The 23,958-nt window shown below is 70.8% G+C and carries 23 protein-coding genes, 2 tRNA genes and 1 riboswitch; of the genes, 13 read left to right on the top strand and 12 right to left on the bottom strand.

Going from position 1 to position 23,958, the window contains the following annotated elements; all coding sequences use genetic code 11:
- The first annotated feature begins 18 nt into the window (after window positions 1-18).
- Entirely contained in the window at window positions 19-1,119 is a 1,101-nt protein-coding gene (locus tag ABZ374_RS00240) for a PP2C family protein-serine/threonine phosphatase (protein ID WP_360304441.1), read from the top strand.
- Between the two features lie 19 nt (window positions 1,120-1,138).
- Here the strand turns inward: ABZ374_RS00240 and ABZ374_RS00245 are convergent, their stop codons facing one another.
- From ABZ374_RS00245 to ABZ374_RS00270, 6 genes are all read right to left on the bottom strand, one after another.
- Window positions 1,139-1,987: an ATP-binding cassette domain-containing protein gene (locus ABZ374_RS00245; protein WP_360304443.1), complete on the bottom strand. Its 849-nt coding sequence runs from the start codon at window positions 1,985-1,987 to the stop codon at window positions 1,139-1,141.
- Window positions 1,984-2,727 carry a cobalt ECF transporter T component CbiQ gene (gene cbiQ, locus ABZ374_RS00250; protein ID WP_360304445.1) on the bottom strand — a complete coding sequence of 248 codons (744 nt, stop codon included), beginning with the start codon at window positions 2,725-2,727 and terminating at the stop codon, window positions 1,984-1,986. The genes ABZ374_RS00245 and cbiQ overlap by 4 nt, the downstream gene beginning before the upstream one ends.
- Window positions 2,728-2,731: 4 nt before the next feature.
- Complete coding sequence (locus tag ABZ374_RS00255) at window positions 2,732-3,100, bottom strand: energy-coupling factor ABC transporter substrate-binding protein (RefSeq protein WP_360304447.1); 369 nt, start codon at window positions 3,098-3,100, stop codon at window positions 2,732-2,734.
- The gene (locus ABZ374_RS00260) at window positions 3,097-3,810 is read right to left on the bottom strand and encodes an energy-coupling factor ABC transporter permease (protein WP_360304449.1); all 714 of its coding nucleotides are present in this window, start codon (window positions 3,808-3,810) and stop codon (window positions 3,097-3,099) included. The genes ABZ374_RS00255 and ABZ374_RS00260 overlap by 4 nt, the downstream gene beginning before the upstream one ends.
- A gap of 27 nt (window positions 3,811-3,837) precedes the next feature.
- Window positions 3,838-4,048: riboswitch (cobalamin riboswitch) on the bottom strand.
- Window positions 4,049-4,234: 186 nt separating this feature from the next.
- Window positions 4,235-4,780 (bottom strand): RDD family protein, encoded by a 546-nt coding sequence (locus tag ABZ374_RS00265; protein WP_360304451.1) that lies wholly within the window; start codon window positions 4,778-4,780, stop codon window positions 4,235-4,237.
- Between the two features lie 159 nt (window positions 4,781-4,939).
- Complete coding sequence (locus ABZ374_RS00270; protein ID WP_360304453.1) at window positions 4,940-5,788, bottom strand: class II aldolase/adducin family protein; 849 nt, start codon at window positions 5,786-5,788, stop codon at window positions 4,940-4,942.
- A gap of 807 nt (window positions 5,789-6,595) precedes the next feature.
- On the opposite strand from ABZ374_RS00270, the gene ABZ374_RS00275 reads away from it, so the two are divergent.
- The 3 genes from ABZ374_RS00275 to ABZ374_RS00285 all read left to right on the top strand — a co-directional run bounded on the left by ABZ374_RS00275 (window position 6,596) and on the right by ABZ374_RS00285 (window position 8,768).
- Complete coding sequence (locus ABZ374_RS00275; RefSeq protein WP_126642630.1) at window positions 6,596-6,967, top strand: hypothetical protein; 372 nt, start codon at window positions 6,596-6,598, stop codon at window positions 6,965-6,967.
- Between the two features lie 265 nt (window positions 6,968-7,232).
- On the top strand, window positions 7,233-8,147 hold the full coding sequence (locus ABZ374_RS00280) for an NAD(P)-dependent oxidoreductase (RefSeq protein WP_360304455.1): 915 nt from the start codon (window positions 7,233-7,235) through the stop codon (window positions 8,145-8,147).
- Window positions 8,148-8,276: 129 nt separating this feature from the next.
- The gene (locus ABZ374_RS00285; protein WP_360304457.1) at window positions 8,277-8,768 is read left to right on the top strand and encodes a glutathione peroxidase; all 492 of its coding nucleotides are present in this window, start codon (window positions 8,277-8,279) and stop codon (window positions 8,766-8,768) included.
- A 130-nt stretch (window positions 8,769-8,898) separates the two neighbouring features.
- Here the strand turns inward: ABZ374_RS00285 and ABZ374_RS00290 are convergent, their stop codons facing one another.
- Entirely contained in the window at window positions 8,899-9,711 is an 813-nt protein-coding gene (locus ABZ374_RS00290; protein WP_360304459.1) for an integrase, read from the bottom strand.
- 312 nt (window positions 9,712-10,023) lie between these two features.
- Between ABZ374_RS00290 and ABZ374_RS00295 the strand changes: the two genes are divergently transcribed.
- Both ABZ374_RS00295 and ABZ374_RS00300 read left to right on the top strand, forming a co-directional pair.
- Window positions 10,024-11,739, top strand: a complete 1,716-nt coding sequence (locus ABZ374_RS00295) for a bifunctional metallophosphatase/5'-nucleotidase (RefSeq protein WP_360305434.1) — start codon at window positions 10,024-10,026, stop codon at window positions 11,737-11,739.
- Window positions 11,740-11,888: 149 nt separating this feature from the next.
- Window positions 11,889-12,887: a LacI family DNA-binding transcriptional regulator gene (locus tag ABZ374_RS00300; protein ID WP_360304461.1), complete on the top strand. Its 999-nt coding sequence runs from the start codon at window positions 11,889-11,891 to the stop codon at window positions 12,885-12,887.
- Window positions 12,888-12,941: 54 nt separating this feature from the next.
- On the opposite strand, the gene ABZ374_RS00305 is transcribed toward ABZ374_RS00300, so the two are convergent.
- The 3 genes from ABZ374_RS00305 to ABZ374_RS00315 all read right to left on the bottom strand — a co-directional run bounded on the left by ABZ374_RS00305 (window position 12,942) and on the right by ABZ374_RS00315 (window position 16,076).
- On the bottom strand, window positions 12,942-13,808 hold the full coding sequence (locus ABZ374_RS00305; protein WP_360304463.1) for a hypothetical protein: 867 nt from the start codon (window positions 13,806-13,808) through the stop codon (window positions 12,942-12,944).
- Window positions 13,809-14,116: 308 nt separating this feature from the next.
- Window positions 14,117-14,887 (bottom strand): hypothetical protein, encoded by a 771-nt coding sequence (locus ABZ374_RS00310; protein ID WP_360304465.1) that lies wholly within the window; start codon window positions 14,885-14,887, stop codon window positions 14,117-14,119.
- 295 nt (window positions 14,888-15,182) lie between these two features.
- Window positions 15,183-16,076: an ADP-ribosylglycohydrolase family protein gene (locus ABZ374_RS00315; RefSeq protein ID WP_360304467.1), complete on the bottom strand. Its 894-nt coding sequence runs from the start codon at window positions 16,074-16,076 to the stop codon at window positions 15,183-15,185.
- 176 nt (window positions 16,077-16,252) lie between these two features.
- Between ABZ374_RS00315 and ABZ374_RS00320 the strand changes: the two genes are divergently transcribed.
- Window positions 16,253-17,089: a DMT family transporter gene (locus ABZ374_RS00320; protein WP_360304469.1), complete on the top strand. Its 837-nt coding sequence runs from the start codon at window positions 16,253-16,255 to the stop codon at window positions 17,087-17,089.
- Between the two features lie 463 nt (window positions 17,090-17,552).
- Here ABZ374_RS00320 and ABZ374_RS00325 read toward each other — a convergent pair.
- Window positions 17,553-17,626: transfer RNA gene (locus tag ABZ374_RS00325), tRNA-Gly, on the bottom strand.
- Between the two features lie 96 nt (window positions 17,627-17,722).
- Here ABZ374_RS00325 and ABZ374_RS00330 point away from each other — a divergent pair.
- The 6 genes from ABZ374_RS00330 to clpX all read left to right on the top strand — a co-directional run bounded on the left by ABZ374_RS00330 (window position 17,723) and on the right by clpX (window position 23,207).
- Window positions 17,723-17,798, top strand: a tRNA-Pro gene (locus ABZ374_RS00330).
- A gap of 116 nt (window positions 17,799-17,914) precedes the next feature.
- Window positions 17,915-19,336 carry a trigger factor gene (gene tig / locus ABZ374_RS00335; protein ID WP_360304471.1) on the top strand — a complete coding sequence of 474 codons (1,422 nt, stop codon included), beginning with the start codon at window positions 17,915-17,917 and terminating at the stop codon, window positions 19,334-19,336.
- Between the two features lie 269 nt (window positions 19,337-19,605).
- A complete protein-coding gene (locus ABZ374_RS00340) occupies window positions 19,606-19,749 on the top strand; it encodes a hypothetical protein (RefSeq protein ID WP_360304473.1) in 144 nt (47 codons plus the stop codon).
- Window positions 19,750-20,432: 683 nt separating this feature from the next.
- On the top strand, window positions 20,433-21,005 hold the full coding sequence (locus tag ABZ374_RS00345) for an ATP-dependent Clp protease proteolytic subunit (protein WP_020550724.1): 573 nt from the start codon (window positions 20,433-20,435) through the stop codon (window positions 21,003-21,005).
- Window positions 21,006-21,111: 106 nt separating this feature from the next.
- Window positions 21,112-21,774: an ATP-dependent Clp protease proteolytic subunit gene (locus tag ABZ374_RS00350; RefSeq protein WP_360304475.1), complete on the top strand. Its 663-nt coding sequence runs from the start codon at window positions 21,112-21,114 to the stop codon at window positions 21,772-21,774.
- A 152-nt stretch (window positions 21,775-21,926) separates the two neighbouring features.
- Window positions 21,927-23,207, top strand: coding sequence for an ATP-dependent Clp protease ATP-binding subunit ClpX (gene clpX, locus ABZ374_RS00355; RefSeq protein WP_360304477.1), 1,281 nt, complete (start codon window positions 21,927-21,929; stop codon window positions 23,205-23,207).
- A gap of 21 nt (window positions 23,208-23,228) precedes the next feature.
- Here clpX and ABZ374_RS00360 read toward each other — a convergent pair whose 3' ends face one another.
- Complete coding sequence (locus ABZ374_RS00360; protein WP_360304479.1) at window positions 23,229-23,876, bottom strand: hypothetical protein; 648 nt, start codon at window positions 23,874-23,876, stop codon at window positions 23,229-23,231.
- Window positions 23,877-23,958: the final 82 nt, after the last annotated feature.

Genomic DNA, 23,958 nt, shown 5'->3' on the forward strand with positions numbered 1-23,958 from the left:
ACGAGCAGTGGAAACCGGGTGGGCAGGACCGGGAGGCGCGCGGCATTGGCGCGCTCCGGGCGCCGGGTCGTGTCCTGGCTGCGGCATCACGTGCTGCCCTCGGACGGGTTCGCCCTGGCCGGACTGCTGGCCTCGGTCACCGCGTGCGGCCTGTTGTCGGACGTGAACGCGTCGTGGTTTCCCGCGACGATGGCGGTGGTGCCCATCCTGATCGGCGGGCTGGTGCTGCGGATGCCCAGCCTGTTGCTCCTGTACGCGGCCACCGCGGGTGTGCTGATCGCCCAGCACCAGGTGCACGACCCCGCGGAGGTCACCGGCGGCACCGTCCTGGTGGTCGGCGCGATCGCGGGCATCGTGCTGCTGATGGCGCGGATGCGGACCCGCCTGGGGGTGCAGTGGACGCGCGGCGAGTCGATGTTGTTCGACCTGCGCGACCGGTTGCGGGCCCAGGGCGAGATGCCGGTGTTGCCGCCGCAGTGGCATACCGAGGTGGTGTTGCGGCCGGCCGGTGGGCAATCGTTCTCCGGTGACTTCCTGGTCGCCTCCCGGGGGGCCGGCGGCGGGCGGGTGCTGGAGGTGGTGCTTGTCGACGTCTCCGGCAAGGGGCTGGCCGCGGGCTCGCGCGCGCTGATGCTCTCCGGCGCGTTCGGCGGGCTGCTCGGCTCGTTGCCCCCACGCGACTTCCTGCCGGCGGCGAACGACTACCTGCTGCGCCAGGAGTGGGCGGAGGGCTTCGCGACGGCGGTGCACGTCGTGCTCGACCTGGAGTCGGGCGACTACGAGTTGATCTCGGCGGGCCACCCGCCGGGCGTGCACTGGATCGCCGGTTCCGGCCGGTGGCAGGTGATCGAGGCGGTCGGCCCGCTCCTGGGGGTGATCGAGGACGCCGGCTTCGAGGGCGTCAAGGGCCGGCTGGGCCGAGGGGACGCGCTCCTGTTGTTCACCGACGGCATGGTGGAGCTGCCGGGCGAGGACATCGCCACCGGCATCGACCGCTTCCTCGGTGAGGCCGAGCGCATGGTCCGGGACGACTTCCGCGACGCGGCGCGGCGGATCGTGGCGGCGGCCGGCCGCAATGTGAGCGACGACCGCGCGGTGGTGTTGTTGCGCCGGCGCTGAGCGGCCCCGGCGGGCCGGCTCAACCGGAGCGGGGTTCGAGGGTCGTCGGTCGTACCGCCAGGGCGGCCAACTCGGTCGGCGTCCGGGGCAGCACGCCCGCCGGCGCCAGGCCGTGTGCGGCCAGCACGGCGGCGGCCGCGTGTGCCCAGGTCGGCCGCAGACTCGCCGCGGCCAGCAACGCGGTGTCCGCGAGCAGCACCGGGGCCGGCCCGGTGTGCAGCCGCCCGTCGGCGAGCACGGCCGCGTCGTCGGCCCAGCGCAGCGCGAGGTCCACATCGTGGGTGGCCATCACCACCGTCGTCCCGGCCGCGCGCAACTCGGCGAGGGTGTCCAGGAGCGCCTCCTGCCCGGCCGGGTCCAGGCCCGCGGTCGGCTCGTCCAACACCAGCACCTCGGGCCGCATCGCGATCGCCCCGGCGATGGCGGCCCGCTTGCGCTGGCCGAAGGACAGCAGGTGCACCGGCCGTTCGGCCAGCGCGGTGATCCCGAGCGCGGCCAGCGCCTCGGCCACCCGCGAGCGCACCTCGGCCGGGTCCAGCCCCAGGTTGAGCGGCCCGAACGAGACGTCCTGGGCCACCGACGCGGAGAACAACTGGTCGTCGGGATCCTGGACGACCAACTGCACGACGCGGCGCAGCGCGGTGAGCCCCTTGCGGTCGTGCCGAATCGGCACCCCGTGCAGCTCGACCCGCCCCGAGTCCGGCACCAGACCGCCGGTCAACAGCCGCAGCAGCGTGGTCTTCCCGCTGCCGTTCGGCCCGAGCAGGGCCAGCGCCCGCCCGGCCGAAACGGTCAGGGACAGGTCGCTCAACACCGGCGGCCCGTCCTGGTAGGCATAGCCGATCTCTCGTACACGCAACGGAATCACGGCACCACCGATACCAGGAGAAGGGTGGCGGCGACGACCGCCGCCACCAGGGTCAGGGAGCCCGCCACGAAGGCGCGCGAGATCGGTACCTCGTCCACCAGCACCCGCAGCCGCCCGTCGTAGCCGCGCCCGGCCAGGCCCGCCTCCAGCCGCTGGGCGCGGGCGAACGCGTGCACGAACACCGCCGAGCCGAGCCCGGCCACCGACCGCCAGCGGGCCCGCCGGGTGCGGTGGCCCAGCCGGCCGGCCTGCGCCTGGTTGATCCGCGCGGTCGTGTCGTAGAGCAGGAACAACATCCGGTACATCACCGCCGCGACGTCCACCACGGCGGCCGGGACACCCACCCGGGTCAGTCTGGGCAACACGTCCGACAGCGGCGTGGTGAACGCGAACAGCAACATCGCCAGACCGGCGGCACCGGAGCGGACCAGCAACTCGGCCGCGCGCCGCGGCCCGTCCTCGGCCCAGCCGACGCCGTCCGCGCCGATGGTCACGAGCAGCGTCAGGGCGCCGGTCGCGGCGAAGCCCAGCGGTGCCCGGGCGGCCCGCCACAGTCGCCGGGCGGGCACCTTCGCGAACCCGAACGCGATCACCAGCACGGTCGCGGCGACCAGCACCGCGCCGGGCCACGGCGGCAGCGCCACCGCGCATCCGAGCAGCCCGAAGGAGAGCACGGCCTTGTCGGCCGGATGGCGGCGGCGCCACGAACTCGCGTGCGCCGCCGCGTCGATCGGCAACACGGAATCAGCGACCCGGGACCGATACCGGTGCCTCGCCGGTGGTGTCCGCCGGCTCGTCGGGCGTATCCGCCGCCTCCGGCGCGAGTCGGCGCCGGGTGCGCTTGACGCCGAACATGTAACCGACCACGCCCGCGCCGAGGGCGGCCTGCAACGCGAACAGACCGGACTCGATCTCGCCGGACGGCGGTTCGTACAGCGGGCTGAACCACGGTTTGTAGTCCGGGTCGTTCTCGGTGATCGCGGTCTCCGCCTGGGAGTCGGCGCCGGTGAACGGCTCGTCCTTGTGGTCGCCCATCCCGAACACCACGGGCAGCGCCGCGAGCAGCACCACGGCCAGCACGATCAGCAGGTTGATCTTCGTCGAGCGCTTCACTTGCTCTTCTCCTCCTCGCGGGCGACCCGCGCGTCCGTGAGCACGCCGAGGCGGATGAGGTCGCCGCGACTGGACTGCCGCAGCAGGCGTACGACCAGCACGGTCAGCAGACCCTCGCTGATCGCCAGCGGGATCTGGGTGAGCGAGAAGATGCCGCCGAACTTGGCCAGGGCACCGGCGAATCCGCTGTCGGGGTCGGGGAAGGCCAGCGCGAGCTGCACGCTGGTGACGCAGTAGGTGCTCAGGTCGGCGACGAACGCGCCCAGGAACACCGCGACATCCAGCGGCATGGTGCCGCCGCGTCGATCGAGCAGCGAGCGGGCCAGCCGATAGGCGCCGTAGCCGGCCCACGGGCCGACGATGGCCATCGAGAACACGTTCGCGCCGAGCGTGGTCAGCCCGCCGTGCGCCAGCAACAGCGCCTGGAAGAGCAGGGTGATCGTGCCCAGCACGGCCACGATCGGTGGTCGAAACAGGATGGCGCCCAGCCCGGTGCCGGTGGGATGCGAGCAACTCCCGGTGACCGAAGGGATCTTCAGCGCGGACAGGACGAACGAGAAGGCGCCCGAAGCGCCCAGCAGCAGGGTGTTCTCGGGGCGGTCGCGCACCTCGCGGGTGAGCGCGCGGGCGCCGTGTACGACGAACGGGGTCGACGCGACGCCCCAGGCGACGGCGTGTTCCCAGGGTAGATAGCCCTCGGCGATATGCATGAGGAAGGGTCCCTCTCCAACACCTCGTGGACGGACGATCGCCGTGGCCGGTCTCCTGGCTGACGGGTCGTACGTTCACGTCTCCGCCTTCCCGGGGCCGCGCAAGCGGTCCCAGTGGCTTCCCCGAGGCGACGACTCAACGTTTCCGCGGGGATGGAGGAGAACTTCCCGATCACAGTGGCGAGGGCCGCGCCGGCATCGAACCGGCTTCCCGAACACCACGGCGAGCCGACACTAGTGGTCGGATGGACATGGCGACAAGGTGGCATTTGCAAACCGTGCGCAAGGCCACAAGAGGGGCGGAGCGGTCGAGCAATAGCCGCATTCCGGCACGCCGTCGAGGTGCGGGGACGGGCCGTTCGCGGGCGCGACGGGGGAGGGCGGCGGGTGGCACCGACCCGCGGCCCGACACCGCGCGGGCCGCTCAGTCCAGGCCGGGTCCGCGACCGCGGACCACCAGGGTGCCCGCCACCCGGTCGCCGACCCGCTGGCGCCGCTCGCTGGTGAGCACCGCGGTCAGCCCGATCGCCCCGAGCGCGAAGGCGTCGACGAGCAACAGCAGCCAACGGGTCCCGAGTTGGCGTCGGCCGGCGCGTCCCCCGGAGACGTCCACGACGCGGATGCCGAACACCTGCATGCCCCAGGTGCGCCCGTCGTGCTCGGCGGGTCGCAGCACCCAGTACCAGAACAGGATCGCGACCGCGACCACGACCACGCCGGCGGTGATCGTCGCGGTCAGCGGACCGCTGCGGATCGAACCGTCGGGGTGCGTGGGCAGCAGGACGAACAGGAACATCGCGGCTCCGGGCAACAGCGCCGACGCCACCACGTCCACCAGGAACTGGCCGAATCGACGCCACAACACCAACGGATCGAGCCGGCTCTCGACCTCGGGCAGCCACACTCGGGCACCCGACCGGGCGGGGCGCGCCGAACGCGCGAAGTGCTGCGGAAGGCTCCGTTCGTACATGCCTTTGTACTTTCCGCAACCGGGCGGGTTGACTCCCGCCGCGACCGGATATCGCCGAGATTGCGCCCGGTCGGCGCACACGGGTGCCGACCGGGCGGCAGCGGGTGATCGAGCGGTCACCGCAAGCGTGGGAACGTCGCGATCCGGTGACCGCGGCGATCAGAGCGTCATCGGCCCCTGGGCCCCGAACAGGTCCGGCTCGGAGCGGCTGATCACGTCGTAGAGCGGCTTGTAGTTGATCCAGGCCACCGTGTCGTTGCCCAGTTGCTCGCGGGTCAGCCGCGCGTTCTCCGGTGAGATCGGCTTGAGCTCGCCGGCCGCCCGGGCGAGCAGTTGCACCTGGCAGGAGCGCTCCATGGTGATGAACCACCACGCCGCGGCGTCGACCGACTGCCCGACCGTGAGCAGGCCGTGATTGCGCAGGATCAGCGCCTTGCGCGGGCCGAGCGTCTTGGCGATCCGGCGCCCCTCCTCGGCGTCGAGCACGACGCCCGCGTAGTCGTCGAACACCTCGTGGTCCTCGTAGAAGGGACACACGTCCTGGGTGATCGGTTCGAGCCGGACGCCGAGCGCGGAGATCGCCCGCCCGTGCACGGAGTGGCTGTGCGCCGCCGCGACCACGTCCGGGCGGGCCGCGTGGATCTGCGAGTGGATCGCGAACGCGGCCTGGTTGACGTGGAATCGGCCCTCGACGACCTGCCCGTCGTGGTTGACCAGGATCAGGTCGTCCACGGTGATGTGCTTGAACGACATCCCGAACGGGTTGACCCAGAAGTGGTCGGTGAACTCCGGGTCGCGCGCCGTGATGTGCCCGGCCACGCCCTCCTCGAAGCCGAATCGGCCGAACAGCCGCAGGGCCGCGGTCAATCGCTCCTTGCGGTGCCGGCGCTCCCGCTCGACGGTGTCGAACGTGGGCGGCAGCGCGAAGGTCAGGTCCGCGGGCGACACCGGTTGCGGCGGGGCCTGGGCCTGCACGTCCTGGGCCTGCTGGGCATCGGTGTCGGACATGTCCATCTCCTCGGACTCGGCGCGCGCGGGACTTCGGCCGACGCTACCGGCGAGTCACATCCGGGGACAGCCCTCGGCGGGCGTTCGTTCGTGCGAAGCCGGGGAGTTTAGCGCCCCGTCGTCGTTCGGGTCGGGTTTCCGGGAATTAAGCGAATATTGCCCGCAGTCCGCTCCGGGCTGCTTCTACGCTGCCGTTCAGCGAGTCCGGGACGTCGAGTTCGAAGCGGTCGAACTCGAATTACCGGATCCGCCCCGCGAAATCCGAGCACGCGCGGCAAAATGCGGGCGCGCGGGCAACTCGGGCGGGCATACGGCAACTCGACCGGCGCACACCAGGGGGAAGGGGCGCGTGACGTGAGCGGTGGCGGCGGGAATTCGACGGAGGTCGTCGGCATCGGCGCCCGGGCGCCCTCGGTGTCCGGCCTCGGGCGCGCCGATCCGGCGGTGTCCCGGGCCGGGACGGACCGGTTCCGGGGCGACTCGGGCCGGCGAGGGTCGCTCGCGCCGGGGTCGCCGGCGCGGAGCCCGATGGCGAGGAGCCGGCCGGAGATGGCACAACCCCCGAGGCGGTCCAGGCCGTCCCGACGCAGATCAGGCGACCCGCCGGTCGGGTCCGACACCGAGCGGGGCGCGGTGACCGAGACGAACGTCAGCGAAGCAGTCGAGGTCGACACCCCTGCGGCGGGCGCCGCCGAACCGATCGATTCGGTCCCGGTCGCCGTGCCGACCCCGGGTGACGCACCGCCCGAGGACGAGCCCGTCGGAGTCCACCGGAAAGCCGCACCGCCGATCGCCCCGGAGGCAATCATGGCCAATATGGAAACGGCCCTCAAGGAAGCAATGACGATCGAGGGCGCCGTGGGAGTGGCCCTGGTCGACTACACCAGCGGAATGGCGCTGGGAATTCTCGGCGGCAGCAAGGAACTCGACCTGAACGTGGCCGCCGCCGGAAACACCGACGTGATGCGCGCCAAGATGCGCACGATGGAGATGTTGCACCTCGGCGATCAGATCGAGGACATCCTGATCACGCTCGGCAAGCAGTATCACCTGATCCGGCCGCTCTCCGGGCGGGCCGGCAAGGGTCTGTTCCTGTATCTCGTGCTGATGAAGGACCGCGCCAATCTCGCGCTGGCCCGACACAGCCTCAAGCGGGTCGAGGAGGAGATCGAGGTCTGAGTTCGGGCCCGGCCGACGTGCCCGGGCCCGCCGTCCGGGCGCGCAGGCCCGTCCTCGATACCCCGGCGCCCTCCGCCACCCCCGTGCGGAGGGCGCCGTCGGGGTGTTCGGCGACACGTGTGGACGCTCTGGTCTCCCCGCACCGTCTCGGATATGACGGTACGTCAGATGTAGCGTCGAGTTCGACGTCGTACATCGCGTACGGATCGCAGCCGGATCCCGTACGGATCGTGTGCCCGAGTACCCGAGTCACCCGAGGAGCCGCATGTTGTCCGGCGAGAAGATCCTGATCACCGGTCCCGCGGGCCAGATCGCCTACCCGCTGACCGAGTACCTGGCCCGGGACAACGAGGTGTGGGGCATCGCCCGCTTCTCGAATCCCGAGGACCGCAAGCGGGTCGACGCGCTGGGGGTGACCACGCGCGCCGTCGACCTCGGCGCCGGGCGGTTCGACGAACTGCCCCGGGACTTCACCTATGTGCTGCACCTGGCCACCTTCCAGGGGCCCGGACTCGACTACGACGAGGCGCTGCGGGTCAACGCGGAGGGCACCGGGCTGCTGCTCCAGCACTGTCGCCGGGCCAAGGCGGCGCTGGTGATGTCCACCGCGTCGGTGCTCAAGCCGCAGCCGGACCCGATGCACGTCTTCCACGAGAGCGACCCGCTCGGCGACGCCAACGTCTCGCACGCGCCCACCTACTCGGTCTCCAAGACCGCCGAGGAGGCCGTGTCGCGCTACTGCGCCCGCGCCTTCGACCTCCCGGTGGTGATCGCCCGGATGAACGCCTCCTACGGCCCGGGCGGCGGCCTGCCGACGATGCACCTGGACGCGGTGCTGGCCGGAAAGCCGATCGTCACCCGCTGGGATCCGTGCATGTACAGCCCGATCCACCAGGACGACATCAACAGCCAGACGGCGGCCCTGCTGGACGCGGCGTCCACCCCCGCGACGGTGGTCAACTGGGGCGGCGACGAGCCGGTGAGCGTGCAGGAGTGGGCGGCGCACATGGCCGACCTGAGCGGGCTGCCGGCCGAGGTGGTGGTCCGCGAACAGCCCGGCACGCTGCGCGGACAGGTGCAGGACACGACCAGGCGCGCGGCCATCACCGGGCCGTGCGCGGTGGGGTGGCGGGCGGGGCTGGCGGGTGTGTACGCCGCCCGGCGCGGTGATTCGGCCTGACCGGGTCGGGCAGCCTACGGCTGTGCTCGATAGCGTCGAGTCTTCAGGTCTTACTCGCGCCGCCGCACAGCGCTCCACGTCACCGGACCGCGTCGCTGCGAGCGGCACCACGCAGGAAGGACAACGATCATGGGCATCCTCGATACACCCATCGCCACGCTGGCGGGGGAGAGCACGACCCTGGGCGGCGTCACCGAGGGCAAGGTCGCACTGGTCGTCAACGTCGCGTCCAAGTGCGGTCTGACCCCGCAGTACACCGGCCTCGAAGAACTGCAGAAGGAACTGGGCGCCCGCGGCTTCACCGTGGTGGGCGTGCCGTGCAACCAGTTCATGGGCCAGGAGCCGGGCAGCGCCCAGGAGATCCTCGAATTCTGCTCCACGACGTATGGCGTGACGTTCCCGCTGACCGAGAAGATCGACGTCAACGGTCCGGACCGGCACCCGCTCTACGACGTGCTCACCGCGGCCTCCGACGCCGAGGGCGGCTCGGGTGACGTGCAGTGGAACTTCGAGAAGTTCCTGCTCTCCGCCGACGGCGCGATCGTCGGCCGGTTCCGGCCGCAGACCGACCCGCACGACCCGAACCTGATCGCGGCGATCGAGAGCGTGCTGCCGAAATAGGTCGGTGGACGGGTAGAACGCCGGTCGGGTCGTCGGGGGCCCGGCCGGCGTTCGTGGGTCTGCCGGGGGTGGGCGTCCTTCGTGGGGCCCTTCGCCGGGCTCTTCGCCGGGTCCGGGGCCGGGTCGGGGTCTACACCAGTGCCCACACGGCGGTCGCGTCGTCGCAGATCTTGCCGCGCGGCCACCTGGCCCCGTCCGCGTCGGAGCTCTCCGCGGCCCGCACCCGGGCCAGCAGTTCGGCCGGCCCGAAGTGCCGCAGTGTGGTCATCAATCGATCCCAGTCGCTCAGCCCGTACCGGTCCACCAGTCGACTGGCCCCGTCGCTCAGCGCGGCCAGCGCGTGCACCTCGCCCAGCGCCAGACCACCCGTCAGCGCCTCGCCGGCCGCCGCCGGATCGGCCGCCGCGACCCAGTAGCCGCCGGCCACGTTCCGCGACATCCGCAGGGTGTCCAGGTACTCCTGATGTGCCGTCAGGTAGGCCGGACCGCCGACCGCGTGCTCGTCCCGGCGCCGCCGCGCGGCCACCGAGATCACGTCCAGGCGATCGTCGGTGACCACGGTCAGATCCTCGTCGCGCTCGATCAACAACGTCGAGTCGGACAACACGAGGTATTCCAACCGGTCCTCGACCACCCGCGCCACCACCGCCGTCGCGGCGGGCGCGTCCGGCCGGGCCAGATCGCAACCGTCCACGTGCAGCGCCGAGGTGTCCTCGATCGCGTCGTGCAGGCACTCGGCCAGGGACCGGTCCGGCCGCCCGGCGCTGTGCGTGAACAAGGCGGTGCCCAACCGCTGGACGAACCACGGGACGCCGTGCTTGCAGCCGTTCTCCGAACCGGACGTCACCCCGTCGAGCAGCACCATCGTCGTCGGCCCCGCGACGACGAAATCCTCGTTCGGCGTGCCCGGATGACCCGGTTCTGTCGCGAATTCCACGCGCATCGCGGACATCCCTCCCTTTTAGGTGCCACGCCGTACGGCTGCCCAGCCCTCGGGGGTGGGAAACGGTGGTTGATCATGCCCTATGCGCGGTAGCGGCCACATAAGTTCACAGCGGTTTCACGCATCGGTTTCGCGTGAGGTCTCGTGCCGGTCGGTGAACTGCCCCTAATCTCTGGCTGCGAGACACGTTCAGTGCCCACTTCTACGCGCGTCACCACTGAGCGCGCCATCCGAAGGGATCCCATGCTCGGGAACAGACGACGCCGCGGTCGCCTCGCCCTCACCGGCCTGGTCGCCGCGAGCCTGTTGGCGATGACCGGCCCGGCCATGGCCGACGCACGCGGCGGTCACGGCCGACCCACCGGCACGACGGACCTCGAATTCCTCGCGCTCAACGACCTGCACGGCAACCTGGAGGAACCGCAGGGTTCCGCCGGCACCGTCACCGAGCTCGGCCCCGACGGCAAGCCCGTGGCGATCCCGGCCGGCGGCATCGAGCACCTCGCCACCCAACTGCGCGCGGAGCGGGCGAAGAACCCCAACTCGCTGACCATCGCGGCCGGCGACATGATCGGCGCGAGCCCGCTCCTGTCGGGGCTGTTCCACGACGAGCCGACGATCGAGGCGCTGAACAAGGTCGGCCTGGACGTCACCTCGGTGGGCAACCACGAGTTCGACGAGGGCAAGAAGGAACTGCAGCGCATGCAGTGGGGCGGTTGCCACCCGACCGAGGGCTGTTACACGCCCGGTCGCAAGTTCGAGGGCGCCGACTTCCAGTACCTGGCCGCCAACGTGCTCGACGAGCGCACCGGCCTGCCGATCCTGGCGCCGGTGACGATCAAGAACGTGGGCGGTGCCCGGGTCGGCTTCATCGGCATGACCCTGGAGGGCACGCCGGACATCGTCACGGCCGAGGGCGTCAAGGGCCTGAAGTTCAAGGACGAGATCAAGACCGCCAACAACATCGTGCCGTGGCTGCGCCTGATCGGCGTCGAGTCGATCGTGGTACTGCTGCACGAAGGCGGGTTGCCCGCGAGCAACGCGTACAACTACGACTGCAACGCGGGCGGCAACCTCGGTCTGTCCGGCCCGGTCGTGGACATCGCCAAGGGCCTGGACCCGGCGATCGACATGGTCGTCACCGGCCACACGCACCAGGCGTACTCGTGCAATATCCCGGACCCGGCCGGGCAGCCGCGACTGGTCACCAGCGCCTCGTCGTTCGGCAAGATGTACACGAAGATCGACGCCACCTACGACAAGCGCACGCGCGACATCGTGCGTACGTCGGTCAAGGCGACGAACACCGTCGTGCGCCGGGACACCCCGAAGGCCCCGGACCTGACGCAGTTGCTCGCCGAGTGGCAAAAGCTCGCGGCTCCGGTCGCCAACCGCTCGATCGGGTACATCACCGGCGACATCCGCGGCCGCGGCGCGACCACGCCCGAGTCGCCGCTCGGCGACGTGATCGCCGACGCGCAACTGGAGGCGACCGCGCCGGCCGACAAGGGCGGCGCGCAGATCGCCTTCATGAACCCGGGCGGGATCCGGTCCGACCTGCAGTTCGCGGCGGCCGGCGCCGAGGGCGACGGCGTCGTCACCTACGGCGAGGCGTTCACGGTGCAGCCGTTCACCAACATGATGCAGACCCTGGACCTCAAGGGTCAGGCCGTACTCGACGTGCTCGCACAGCAGTTCACCGGTTCGAACGCGGCCAACCCGAAGATCCTGCAGATCTCCAAGGGCCTGACCTACACGGTGGACCGGGCGCAGACCGGCGCGGCCCGGATCGTGGCGGGCAGCGTCAAGCTCAACGGTGTGCCGATCGACCCGGCGGCGACCTACAAGGTCAGCGCGAACGAGTTCCTGGCCGGTGGCGGCGACGGCTTCGCGGCCTTCAAGACCGGTACGAACAAGCTGGTCGGCGCGTCCGACCTGGACGCGCTGCTGGCCTACTTCGCGGCCCACTCCTCGGCGAGCGCGCCCCTGGCGCCGCCGGCGGCGGACCGGATCACCTTCATCGGGTGACCCTGTTCGGATGCTCCCGGAAGGCCCGGCCGCGATGCGGCCGGGCCTTTCTGACACATAGTCAGCCATTCGGGGCGAGTGCCTCGACACGCGGGCCGGCCGGCGGCCCGGGTGCCGGGCGCCGCCCCGATCTGGGCGACAATCGCCCCATGAGCACAACGAGACGCCCCCCGACCGGGGCCGATGTGGCCCGCGCCGCAGGCGTTTCGCGCGCGACCGTGTCGTACGCGATGAACGACGTCCAGGACAGCCGGGTCCCGGAGGAGACCAGACGCCGGGTCCGCGAGGTGGCCGCCGACCTGGGCTACGAGCCGCGTTCGGACGCCCGGTCGTTGCGGCGCGGGCGGACCGACCTGGTGCTCGTGCCGACCTACGAGGTGCCGTTCGGACAACTGATCCAGCGCTTCCTGGACGACCTGGCCCGGGAATTGCACGTCCTGGGACACACGCTGGTGATCCACGGCAATCCCGCCACGCACGGCATCGAGGCGGTGAAGGCGTGGGGCGCGCTGAATCCGGCGGTGGTGCTGGTCCTGCCGGAACGCATGTCGGCCGAGGGCGTCGAGTATCTGGCCGGGCGGGGCATCGCCGTGGTGGCCCTGGGCGAGAGTTCGGTTCCGGTCGCGCTCAGCCTCAAGGTCGACCACGTGGCGGCGGGGGGCCGGGCCGCCGAACACCTGGTCGAGCGGGGGCGACGGGATTTCGCCGTGGTGGTGCCGCGTGAGCCGGGCCTGGACGAATTGGGCCTGGCGCGGCTCACCGGCTTTCGTGCCGCGGCGGAGGGCGCGGGCGGGCGGGTCCGGGTGGTCGAGATGGCCGAGAATCCGGCCGAGGCCGCCCGGATCGCGCGGGAGTGGCAGGGCGAGGGCCGCCCGGACGCGGTGTACGGCTACAACGACGAATACGCGGCCCTGCTGCTCGGCGCGTTGGCCGACGTCGGCATCCGGGTCCCCGAGCAGATCGCCGTCGTGGGCACCGACGACCTGACGCTGTGCGAGATGGTCCGTCCCCGGTTGACCTCGGTCGCCTTCGAACAACTGATGCCGACGAGTGCGGTGGCGCAGGCCATCGTCGCGGTCGGCGAAGGGGACGTACGGGGGGATCTGACGCTGTGGCAGATGACCTTGCGGGCACGGGAGTCGAGCTGATTCGGCGGCGGGGCGCGGACCGGTGTCCACGCCCCGCCGCGCCTGGTTCGGTGCCTACGGTCGGGCGCTCGCCAGGAGCTTGCCGAGCTGGCGGGTGACGAGGTCGTCGGCGGGCAGGGCGGGCGTGGTCGCGGACAGGTCCGCGTTGCTGACCACCACGACCGTCGGGCCGACCCGGACCACGATCAGGCCCAGCGCGCCGCCCGCCTGGGGGGTCATGCCGATCGCCAGCGATTCGTCGCCGAGGGACGCGTGCGGGATCGCCGCGTACTTGTCGGTGCTCGTCGCGCCGTCGCCGTCGGTGGAGGCGACCGATGGGCAGTTCGCCAGCGCCGCGCGGCCCTTGGTGAACAGGTCCTGTGCGCCGGTACCGGCGAAGGAGAACAACTCGACGATGGTGAAGCCGGTCGGCGTCGGATCGCCCCGGGTCACCGCCGCCTGGGCGGCGGCGGCCGGTGCCGAGGCGGCCTGGCCGGGGCGGGTGAGGTCGATGAGTGCCTGGCAGTTGGTGTCCCGGGCGGTCTCCCGGGTCTCGGTGCCGTCCGTGCCGGCCTCGTAGGAGCCGGGCGGCATTTCCGCGGCGGTCAACAGGGCGGCGTCGAGGCGGGCCTGGGCGGTGGGGTCGGTCCCGTTGCCGGTTCCGTTGCCGGTTCCGGACGGGGCGGGGGACTCGTCGGTGGGTGGCAGCGCGGGCGGGGGTTCGCCGGGAGAGGAGGCCGAGGCGGGCGGCGCGGGGGCCGGCGGGGCGGAGCCGGCGGGCGTGCTCGCGGGTGGCGCCGGGGTGCCCGCCTCGGGCGTGGCCGTCGGCGCGTTCGGGTACTTGCGCGCCAACGCCTCCTCGTCACGACCGCATGCGGTGGCGGCCAGGAGCAGGGTCCCGGCGATCACCGCCGTGCTCACTCGGATCACGATTTTGCGCATGCAGCATTCCTTCAAAGAAGCTCGGTCGTTCCGGTGGCGGCCCGAACGCCGGACGAGGACGGCGATCGGGCCGACGGGATCCGATGGGCCGTCAGGAAGCGGAACAGCGGCCGACCGGCCGCCCGCTCACCCCACCCGCGAGCGGGGCATCCGGCGCCGGGTCGGGCGGAGTTCGCCGCTTCGAAGCCGAAGCGTCGGTGTCCGGTCGGAGCGGCCACCCCGTCGACAGGGGCAGCGAACGAGAGCGGCAACATCATGCTGGAACCTACTCGCCTTTGCCACCCGCGCGCCGGTGTCCCGGTCGGGAATCAGGACTTCGCCGCTGCCGTGACCCTTTCGACCTGCTTGGTCACCAGGGCGAGATCCGGCAGCTTGACCGTGTTGCCGGAGAGTTCCGCCGAAGCGACCACGATCAGCGTGGAGCCGACCCGGATCGCGATCGACGCGCGGGCGCCGCCGTCCTCGGGCGTGCTGGTGATCGCCAGGGTGTCGTCGCCGAGCTTCGGGTGGGCGACCTCGGCGTGCCTGGTCGTCGCGGTCTCGCCCTCGGGGTCCTTCGTCGACACCGACCCGCAGTTCTTCAGGGCCGCGCGCCCCTTGGCCATCACGGTTTCGGCGTCGGTGCCCGAGAAGGAGAACAACTCGCCACCGATCACACCGGTGGGGATCGGGCTGCCGATCGACACATACGCCTGGGCCGCGGCGGTCGGCTTCATGGCGCCCTGCCTCGGCAGGAACAGGTCGACGAGCGGTTGGCAGTCGGCGGGCGTCGCGGTCGCGCGGTTGCCGGCCCCTGCCGCCGCCTTCGTCAGGTAGACGCCCTGCGGCAGGTCGGCGGCGGTGAGTACGGCCTTCTCCAACTGCGGGCCGGTCAGCGCGGACGCCGCGCCGGCGGGCGAGGACGGGGCAACCGGCGGCCGGGTGTCGGCCGCCGGCGTGCTCGGACCCGGCGTGGCCGGCGCACCGGCGGTCGCCTTCCCGGTGTCCTTCTTGTCGTCGTCGGAACCGCACGCGGCGGCCGCGAGGACCAGTGCACCGGCGATCACGATCGAGGCCGGCTTGGACATGGATGTGCGCATGGAACGAGTTCCTCCGAGGAAGGTCGGCCCGCCGCGACGCCCGGGCCGGTTCGCCTCGACGCGGGAGGGCGACGAAGCGGGCCGCGAACGAGGGTGGCGGGCCTTCGGGAAATCGACACACCGAACCCGCGGCCCGGACCACGTCTCCCCACAAGACGGTTCAGCCGGCGACGAACGAGTCGGGACTCTGCCGCGACGCGCTGCGAACCGGCTTGCCCGGCAGGCATGTTGGTGCCGATCGCCGCATCGCGAGGAGAGCGCCCTCATCTTCGGGTACCTCGGCGAACTTTGCCAACTATTTGAGCGGCGAGTTCGCCTGCGCGTCCTGCCACCAGGCCGGCAGCGCTTCCACGTGCTCCGTCCACTCGGCGGGCAACTCCGCCCGGATGCCCACGATCGAGCCGACGATCGCGCACGTGGTGTCCACGTCGCCGCCCGCGCTCGCGGTGGACCAGAAGGCCGCCGCGTAGTCGTCGAGGTGCCGGGCCGCGGACCACACCGCGAACGGGACCGTGTCGGGCGCGCTCACCTGGCGGCCGTTGCCGAGCAACCGGCCGATCTCGACCGAGTCCTGACGATCCACCAGATCCAGTGCGGCGCCCAGCCGTTCGCGCACCACACCGGCGGGGGTGCGATCGCGGACGAAGCTCACGAAGTCGCCCGCGCCCGGTTGGTCCGGAGTCGCCGCACCCGCCGCCGCGACGGCCACCGCCACCGCGCCGGCGATGCCCTCCGGATGCATGTGGGTCACCTCGGCGGACAACGTGGCCTGCGCCACCACCGCGTCCAGGTCGTCGGCGAACCACGCCCCCAACGGGGCGACCCGCATCGCGGCTCCGTTGCCCCACGACCCCTGGCCCTCGAACGGCGCGGCGGCCAGGGCCCGCCAGTCACCGCCCTGCCGGACCAGCCGCAACATGCGGTTCGTGGTCGGCCCGTAGCCCCGATCGAAGTCGTGCCGACGGGCGAAGGACTTGATCAACGCGTCCTGATCGACCGTGCCGTGCGACGTCAACTCGGCATGCAGCACGCACGCCATCTCGGTGTCGTCGGTCCATGGCCAACTGCCCTCGGGCAGGCTGCGATCGGCCAGGTGCGGAAGGTTGTCGGGGACGAAGAACTGGGCGCCGAGCGCGTCGCCGAGCGCGAGGCCGCGCAGCGAGGCGAGGGCGGAAGAGGTGTGCGTCATATGGGCGGTCATTATTCCGGTACGCGTGCTTGGATGTCCCGAGTGACGTCCCCTCAGATGGCGGAAACCGTCCCCGAGTTGCGGACACGACAGACTCCGCCGACGACCGAGAAGCCGGCCGCGGCGGCCGAACGCCGAAGCGGGGCGGCCGTCCGCCCCCTGCCGCGCGGCCGCGCGTGACCCCGGCGGTCACCGTCGCCGTCCTCGGCTCGGCCGGCCTGCACGCGGCCTGGAACGCGCTCGCGCACGGCCTCAAGGACCGCCTCGGCACGATGGTGATGATCCAGGTGGCGAGCCTGGCCATCGGCCTGACCTGCCTGCCCTTCGTCGGCGTCCCGGCCGCCGGCGCCTGGCCGTGGCTGCTCGGCTCCGCCGCCCTGCACGTCGTCTACAACCTGCTCCTGCTGGAGACGTATCGGCTGGGCGACTTCGGCCAGGTGTACCCGATCGCCCGCGGCACCTCCCCGTGGGTCACCGCGCTGATCGGGGCGACCCTGCTGCACGAATACCTGACCGTGACCCAGACCGTCGGCGTGGTGGTGATCTCGGCCGGCATGCTCGTGCTCGCCCTGGCCGGCGGCATCCCGCGCCGCGCCGAGGCCGCCGCCGTGCTCGCCGCCCTGGCCACGGGCTGCGCGATCGCGCTCTACACCGTCCTGGACGGCGTCGGCGCCCGCTCGTCGGGCTCGGCCATGTCGTACGCGGCCTGGCTGTTCGTCCTCGAATCGGCGCCGACCATCCTGGTCCTGCGCCGCCGCCGCGACCCCGCCGCCGAACCCAACCGCCAACGCGCCTGGGGCCTACTCGGCGGCGCCATGTCCCTGGCCGCCTACACCCTCGTCATCTGGGCCCAGACCCGAGGCACCCTGGCCACGATCGCCGCCCTCCGCGAAACCTCGGTCGTCTTCGGCGCGATCATCGGCACCCTGATCTTTCACGAGACCTACGGCCGCCACCGAATAACCGCGACCATCCTGGTCCTCGCCGGCATCACGGCGATCAACCTCCCGTAGGGGTCCGCCACCCGAAGCCGCGCCCGGCCCCGCCGCCGGCCCGCTCCAGGCCCCACGCCCACCCATCCCGATCGGCGGCCACGGCCCCACGGTCCGCCACGGCGACACCCGGCACCCCTGGGCGCCACCACCCGATGGCTCAAAAGGCACAGCCCCCAGTCCGGCGCGCCGCCACCGACCAGCGATAGCCACCCGGCATCGCCACGCCTTCACCGAGCACACCGGTCAAAACACCCACGATCGTGAGATTGCCGACGCTCTCGATGCGAAGGTGCGGGCGGTTCACAGGGTGCCGGGGGCCGAAAACTACTCCGAAGAGCTGGAAGAGTCGGGACGAAGGTCGGCCGGCCGGGGGACCAACGTCCCGGCCATCCGGCACGAATTCGGCCCGCCGCCCACCAAACATCCGGACACGACAAAGACCCAGTTCAGAGAACCTGCCTCTGACCTGGGCCTTTACCTTTGGAGCGGGTGACGAGGATCGAACTCGCACCACTAGCTTGGAAGGCTAGGGCTCTACCATTGAGCTACACCCGCAGCTGGTGTGGCGTGCACGTGGCGCCTAGGTTAGCGGATTGGTGCGCGGCCAGTGCAGACTCTAGCGTGTCGTCCTCTAGACTTCATCGGGCGCCACGGGGCGTAGCGTAGTGGCTAGCGCGCCTGCTTTGGGAGCAGGAGATCGGGAGTTCGAGTCTCCCCGCCCCGACCACCACATCATGAATTCGCTGCAGGATGGATCGGTAGCACCGGTTCTGAACCTTCAGTGTGCCGTCAGGCAAGATGCACAGGCCCGGAAGAACAGCCCGCAGCAAGGAGACCCTTACCGTGAAGAGCGCCGTCGAGACGCTGAACCCGACCCGGGTTCGGCTCACCGTCGAGGTTCCCTCCGAGGAGCTGAAGCCCAGCCTCGACGCGGCGTACAAGAAGATCGGCAAGCAGGTGACGGTCCCGGGCTTCCGTAAGGGCAAGATCCCTGCGCGCATCATCGACCAGCGCTTCGGCCGTGAGGCCGTCTTCGTCGAGGCGTTCGATGACATCCTGTCCTCCTCGTACGGCAAGGCCGTCGAGGAGAACGAGCTGCGCGTCCTGGGCCAGCCCGAGGTCACCGAGGTCACCGACGTGACCGAGCTGGCCGGCGGCGCCGATCTGAAGTTCACCGCAGAGGTCGACACCCGTCCCGAGATCGAGCTGCCGGACTACTCCGGCATCGAGGTCGAGGTCGATGACATCACCGTCACCGACGAGGACGTCGCCGAGAAGATCGAAGAGCTGCGTGACCGCTTCGGTGCGCTGAACACCGTCGAGCGGGCCGCGGCCGAGGGCGACACCGTCGTCGTCGACATCGAGGCCAAGGTCGACGGCGAGGTGCTGGAGGACGGCGTCGCCAAGGCGATGTCGTACCAGATCGGCGGCGACACGATGCTGGACGGCCTCGACGCCGCCGTCATCGGTGCGTCGGCCGGCGAGACCAAGACCTTCGAGACCGAGCTCCAGGGTGGCAGCGCCGCCGGGCAGACGGCCGAGGTGTCGGTCGTGGTGACCACCGTCAAGGCCAAGGAGCTCCCCGAGCTCGACGACGACTTCGCGCAGCTCGCGAGCGAGTTCGACACGCTCGACGAGCTGAAGGCGGACCTGCGCGAGAAGCTCGACCACCAGAAGCTGCACGACCAGCAGAACGAGGGTCGCGACAAGGTTCTGGAAGCCCTGCTCGAGCAGATCGAGGTGCCGCTCCCGGAGAGCGTGGTCACCGAGGAGATCGAGCAGCGTCGTGGTCAGCTCGAGCAGCAGCTCGGCATGATGGGCATGGACCTGGCCAAGTGGCTGGAGATCCAGGGCCAGAGCGCCGAGGAGTACGAGACCGAGCTCCAGGACAGCGTCCGCAAGGGCATGCGTGCCCAGTTCGTGCTCGACGAGGTCGTGAAGAAGGAGCAGCTCTCCGTCAACCAGGAAGAGCTGACCCAGCACCTCATCCAGCGTGCGCAGCAGTCCGGCATGAGCCCGGACCAGTTCGCGCAGCAGGTCATGCAGTCCGGCTACGTGCCGGTCCTGGTCGGCGAGGTCGCTCGCGGCAAGGCCCTCGAGGTCATCGCCAAGGGCGCCAAGGCCAAGGACGCGTCCGGCAACGAGGTCAGCCTCGGTGTCGACCTGCACGCGGACGACGCGGACGACCACGAGGGCCACGACCACGCCGAGACCGAAGAGGTCGCCGCGTCGGACGAGGCCAAGGAGGAGAAGGCCGAGGCCTGATCCATCCCCCCGCGCGAACCGCGACCGCCGCCCGAATCGCGGCGTGAGCGCTTCCCGCAGCACCCCACACGTGGGCCCGATCACCGTCGGTTGGTGATCGGGCCCACGTGCGTTTCGGCGACCCGAACGAGGCATGTCCGGGCGATTCGGACCCGGCGCGTGACATACGGATCGTGATGACCCGTCACTCGATCCGCTCCACACGTTGGGTCCGGTGGTCCGAACATCCCGGCCCGGGCCGGGTTCGTCCAAGGCGTACGGGGGATCGCATGGGCGCTGATTTCGGAGTCGACCTCGCCTGGTTGCGGGGGATGGTGGGCGTCTTCAACGGCTGCGCGGAAAGCGCCGAGCGGGCGCTGCACGCCCTGGAGGAGACCGGTCCCATCCGGATGGGACCCCACAGGACCGGATGAACCAGGTGCGCGGACGGTTGGCCGGGACCACGCCGGTGGTCGGCCAGGAGATCACCGATCTGCCGCGGTACCTGGTTCTCGACGCCCGGGTCCGGCGGCGTGGCGGCCTCCGTCGTCCTGCGGCCCGCGGTCGAGCCGAGCACCTCGACCGAGCCGCGCAGCGCGCCGACCGCGCCGACCCGGGCTCCGGAGCCGGGCTCCTGAACCATGTACATCCGCGGGTCCCGGGCGGCTCCGGCGCTCTACTTCTACGTGGGCGACCCCGACGCACGAGTCGTCCACCCCTTCCACCGCACCGGACGGTGACCCGCGCCGGACCGTGACCCACGCCGCCGCCCGCGCCCACCGCGACGCCCGGCCCACCCCGACGCGGCGCCGCACCCCGACCCCGGGACCGCCCTCGCCCGCCGTGACGATCCGCGCGACTACCCCGTTACCGCCCGGATATCGCCCTGCTGCGCTCTGGGCGAACAGTCCTGAGTCTGGGATGGCCTGCGACGATCCGCGCGTTAGGGTCGCTGTACGAAGGGGGTCACCCGCCACAAACGCAGGTGCCTCCCAAGGTCGACTTCGTGACGGCTCGGGATTGCCGTCGGAAACGAGCAGGTGGATACGTGACGAATCCGCAGATCGTGACTCCGGGGCTCGCGGTGCCCACTTCGCGTGCATCTCAGCCGGGTGGGATGGGGCTCGACGACCAGGTCTACAACCGGTTGCTGCGCGAGCGGATCATCTTCCTCGGCTCGGTGGTCGAGGACCAGATCGCCAACGCGATTTCCGCCCAGCTCCTGTTGCTGAACGCAGAGGACCCGGAAAAGGACATCTGGCTCTACGTCAACTCGCCCGGTGGTTCCATCACCGCCGGCATGGCGATCTACGACACGATGCAGTGGATCAGCAACGATGTCGCGACCGTCGCGATGGGCCTGGCCGCCTCGATGGGCCAGTTCCTGTTGACCGCCGGAGCCCCCGGCAAGCGCATCGCGCTCGCCAACTCCGAGATCCTGATGCACCAGCCGTCCGCCGGTCTCGGTGGTTCGGCGTCGGACATCAAGATCCAGGCCGAGCAGCTCCTGCGCACCAAGCGCAAGATGACTCGCCTGATCGCGCACCATTCCGGGCAGACCCCCGAGAAGATCGAGCACGACTCGGACCGCGACCGCTGGTTCTCCGCCGAGGAGGCCAAGGAATACGGCCTGGTGGACCACGTGGTTCGCAGTGCGGCCGAGGTGCCCAACACCGGCAGCACGAGCTGATATCGGCGCCCCGACACCGCTGACACGTCGGCCGAACCAGCCCCGGTCAGCTTCAGGTCGCCCAGCCACTGAGTCGAGTCCGCAGTCCCGGAGGGCTGAGATTTCCATGAATGACAATCTGTTCCACCGGCCCGAGGGCCTGGCACCGATGGCCTCGCGCAGCGCCGAGAGCCGTTACGTCCTGCCGCGCTTCATCGAGCGCACGTCGCAGGGCATCCGCGAGCAGGACCCGTACACCAAGCTGTTCGAAGAGCGCATCATCTTCCTGGGTGTCCAGGTCGACGACGCGTCCGCGAACGACGTGATGGCGCAGCTCCTGACGCTCGAGTCGATGGACCCCGATCGGGACATCTCGATCTACATCAACTCGCCCGGCGGTTCCTTCACCGCGCTGACGGCCATCTACGACACGATGCAGTTCGTGCGCCCCGACATCCAGACGGTGTGCATGGGCCAGGCGGCCTCCGCCGCCGCCGTTCTGCTCGCCGCGGGAACTCCGGGCAAGCGAATGGCGCTGCCGAACTCCCGCATCCTCATCCACCAGCCGTACAGTGAAACCGGGCGCGCGCAAGTCAGCGACCTGGAGATCCAGGCTCGTGAGATCCAGCGCATGCGCACCATGCTGGAAACCATGCTCGCGCAGCACAGCACGAGGCCGATCGAGCAGGTTCGCGACGACATCGAGCGCGACAAGATTCTGACGGCCGAAGAGGCGCTCGCGTACGGCCTCATCGACGAGATCACCGCACCTCGGAAGGTCGTCGGCTAGTGTCCCCGCCCGGTCGGCGGCTTGCCGCCGACCGGACAACGGTGACCGGTTGATGGTCAAAACCGGGGGATCGGAGATTCCGGCGGGGTACCGTCGAAAGACCAGGCACCAGGTCCGGGACATCCGGGGCCCAGGCGAAGGAGATGCACCTCGTGGCACGCATCGGTGACGGTGGCGACCTGCTCAAGTGCTCGTTCTGCGGAAAGAGCCAGAAGCAGGTGAAGAAGCTCATTGCCGGTCCGGGTGTCTACATCTGTGACGAGTGCATCGACCTGTGCAACGAGATCATCGAGGAGGAGCTCTCCGAGTCCTCCGAGTTGAAGTTCGAGGAGCTCCCCAAGCCACGGGAGATCTACGAGTTCCTCGACGGCTACGTGGTCGGGCAGGAAGTCGCCAAGAAGGCGCTCTCGGTGGCGGTGTACAACCACTACAAGCGGGTCCAGGCCGGCGAGTCGGCCAAGGCGTCCCGCGACGACGGCGTCGAACTGGCCAAGTCGAACATCCTGCTGCTCGGGCCGACCGGCTGTGGCAAGACGCTGCTGGCGCAGACCCTGGCCCGGATGCTGAACGTACCGTTCGCCATCGCCGACGCGACCGCGCTCACCGAGGCGGGCTACGTCGGCGAAGACGTCGAGAACATCCTGCTGAAGCTGATCCAGGCGGCCGACTACGACGTCAAGAAGGCCGAGACCGGGATCATCTACATCGACGAGGTCGACAAGATCGCTCGCAAGAGCGAGAACCCGTCGATCACCCGCGACGTGTCCGGTGAGGGCGTCCAACAGGCGCTGCTGAAGATCATCGAGGGCACCACCGCGAGTGTGCCGCCGCAGGGCGGGCGCAAGCACCCGCACCAGGAGTTCATCCAGATCGACACGACGAACGTGTTGTTCATCGTGGGCGGCGCGTTCGCCGGCCTGGAGAAGATCATCGAGGGCCGGGTCGGCCGCAAGGGCATCGGCTTCGGCGCGCAGATCCGCTCCAAGCGCGATGTGGAGAGCGCCGACTCGTTCGCCGACGTGATGCCCGAGGACCTGCTGAAGTTCGGCATGATCCCGGAGTTCATCGGTCGGCTTCCGGTACTCACCTCGGTGCACAACCTGGATCGCGAGGCGCTCATCCAGATCCTGACCGAGCCCAAGAACGCGCTGGTGAAGCAGTACCGCCGGCTGTTCGAACTCGACGGTGTCGAGCTGGACTTCGAGATGGAGGCGCTGGAGGCGATCGCCGACCAGGCGATCATGCGCGGCACCGGTGCGCGTGGCCTGCGGGCGATCCTCGAAGAGGTGCTCCAGTCGGTGATGTACGAGGTCCCCTCCCGCAAGGACGTGGCCCGCGTCGTGGTCACCGACCAGGTGGTCCTCAAGCACGTCAACCCCACGCTGGTACCGCGCGACGTGGTCAAGCGCGAGCGGCGCGACAAGAGCGCCTGAGCCGAGCGGCGCCGGACCGTCCTAGCGGGCACTGCCCGCGTACACGTTCGCGATCACCAGTCGGGCGTGGGCGACGCCGGCCCCGTCGCTGACGTAGACGAGGTCCTGCTCGTCGCCCCACAGACACATCGCCGTGGCGGGGTTGCTCCAGCAGCGGAGCAACCCCGGCGGGCCGGGCACGGCCGGGTCCTCGGTCACCGGCACCGCCGGCACGAAGTCCCGGACGTAGATCGCAGGCGCGGTGTCCCGCCTGGTGGCCAGCGTCAGCAACACCGTCTCGCTGGTCCGTCCGCCACCGAAGACCTCGGTTCGCACGCCCGTGAAGGTACGCCCCATCGTCGCGTCGAGTTCGCCGACCGCGGTCGGCAGCGCGCTCCGGGCCACCGGACCCCTGGCCTCGATCGTGGCCGGCATCGCGAGCGGCCCGGCGACCCGCCCGGCGACCGGCGCGGTCGGCAGGCCGCGCGGCCGACGCGGGCCGTCGTCGCCGGGGTCGAGGAAGACCAGCACGACCACCACCGCGGCGAGCACCACCAGCACGCTGCCCAGCACGCCCGCCACGAGCGCGAACCGGTCCCGCGAACCGCGCGGCGCTCGGCCCGGCGGACCGGTCGGATACCCCGCCCCGCCGGTCCCGGGCCCCTGCCACCCGTCGTATCCGTCGCTCATCGCCCCCACCGCCCCGTGGTCCGGCCGCATGTCGTCGGCACCCGGTACAACGACGGTACGACCGGGAAGCGACGCGCGAACC

The organism is Embleya sp. NPDC005971, assembly GCF_040629175.1.
Classification (GTDB): domain Bacteria; phylum Actinomycetota; class Actinomycetes; order Streptomycetales; family Streptomycetaceae; genus Embleya.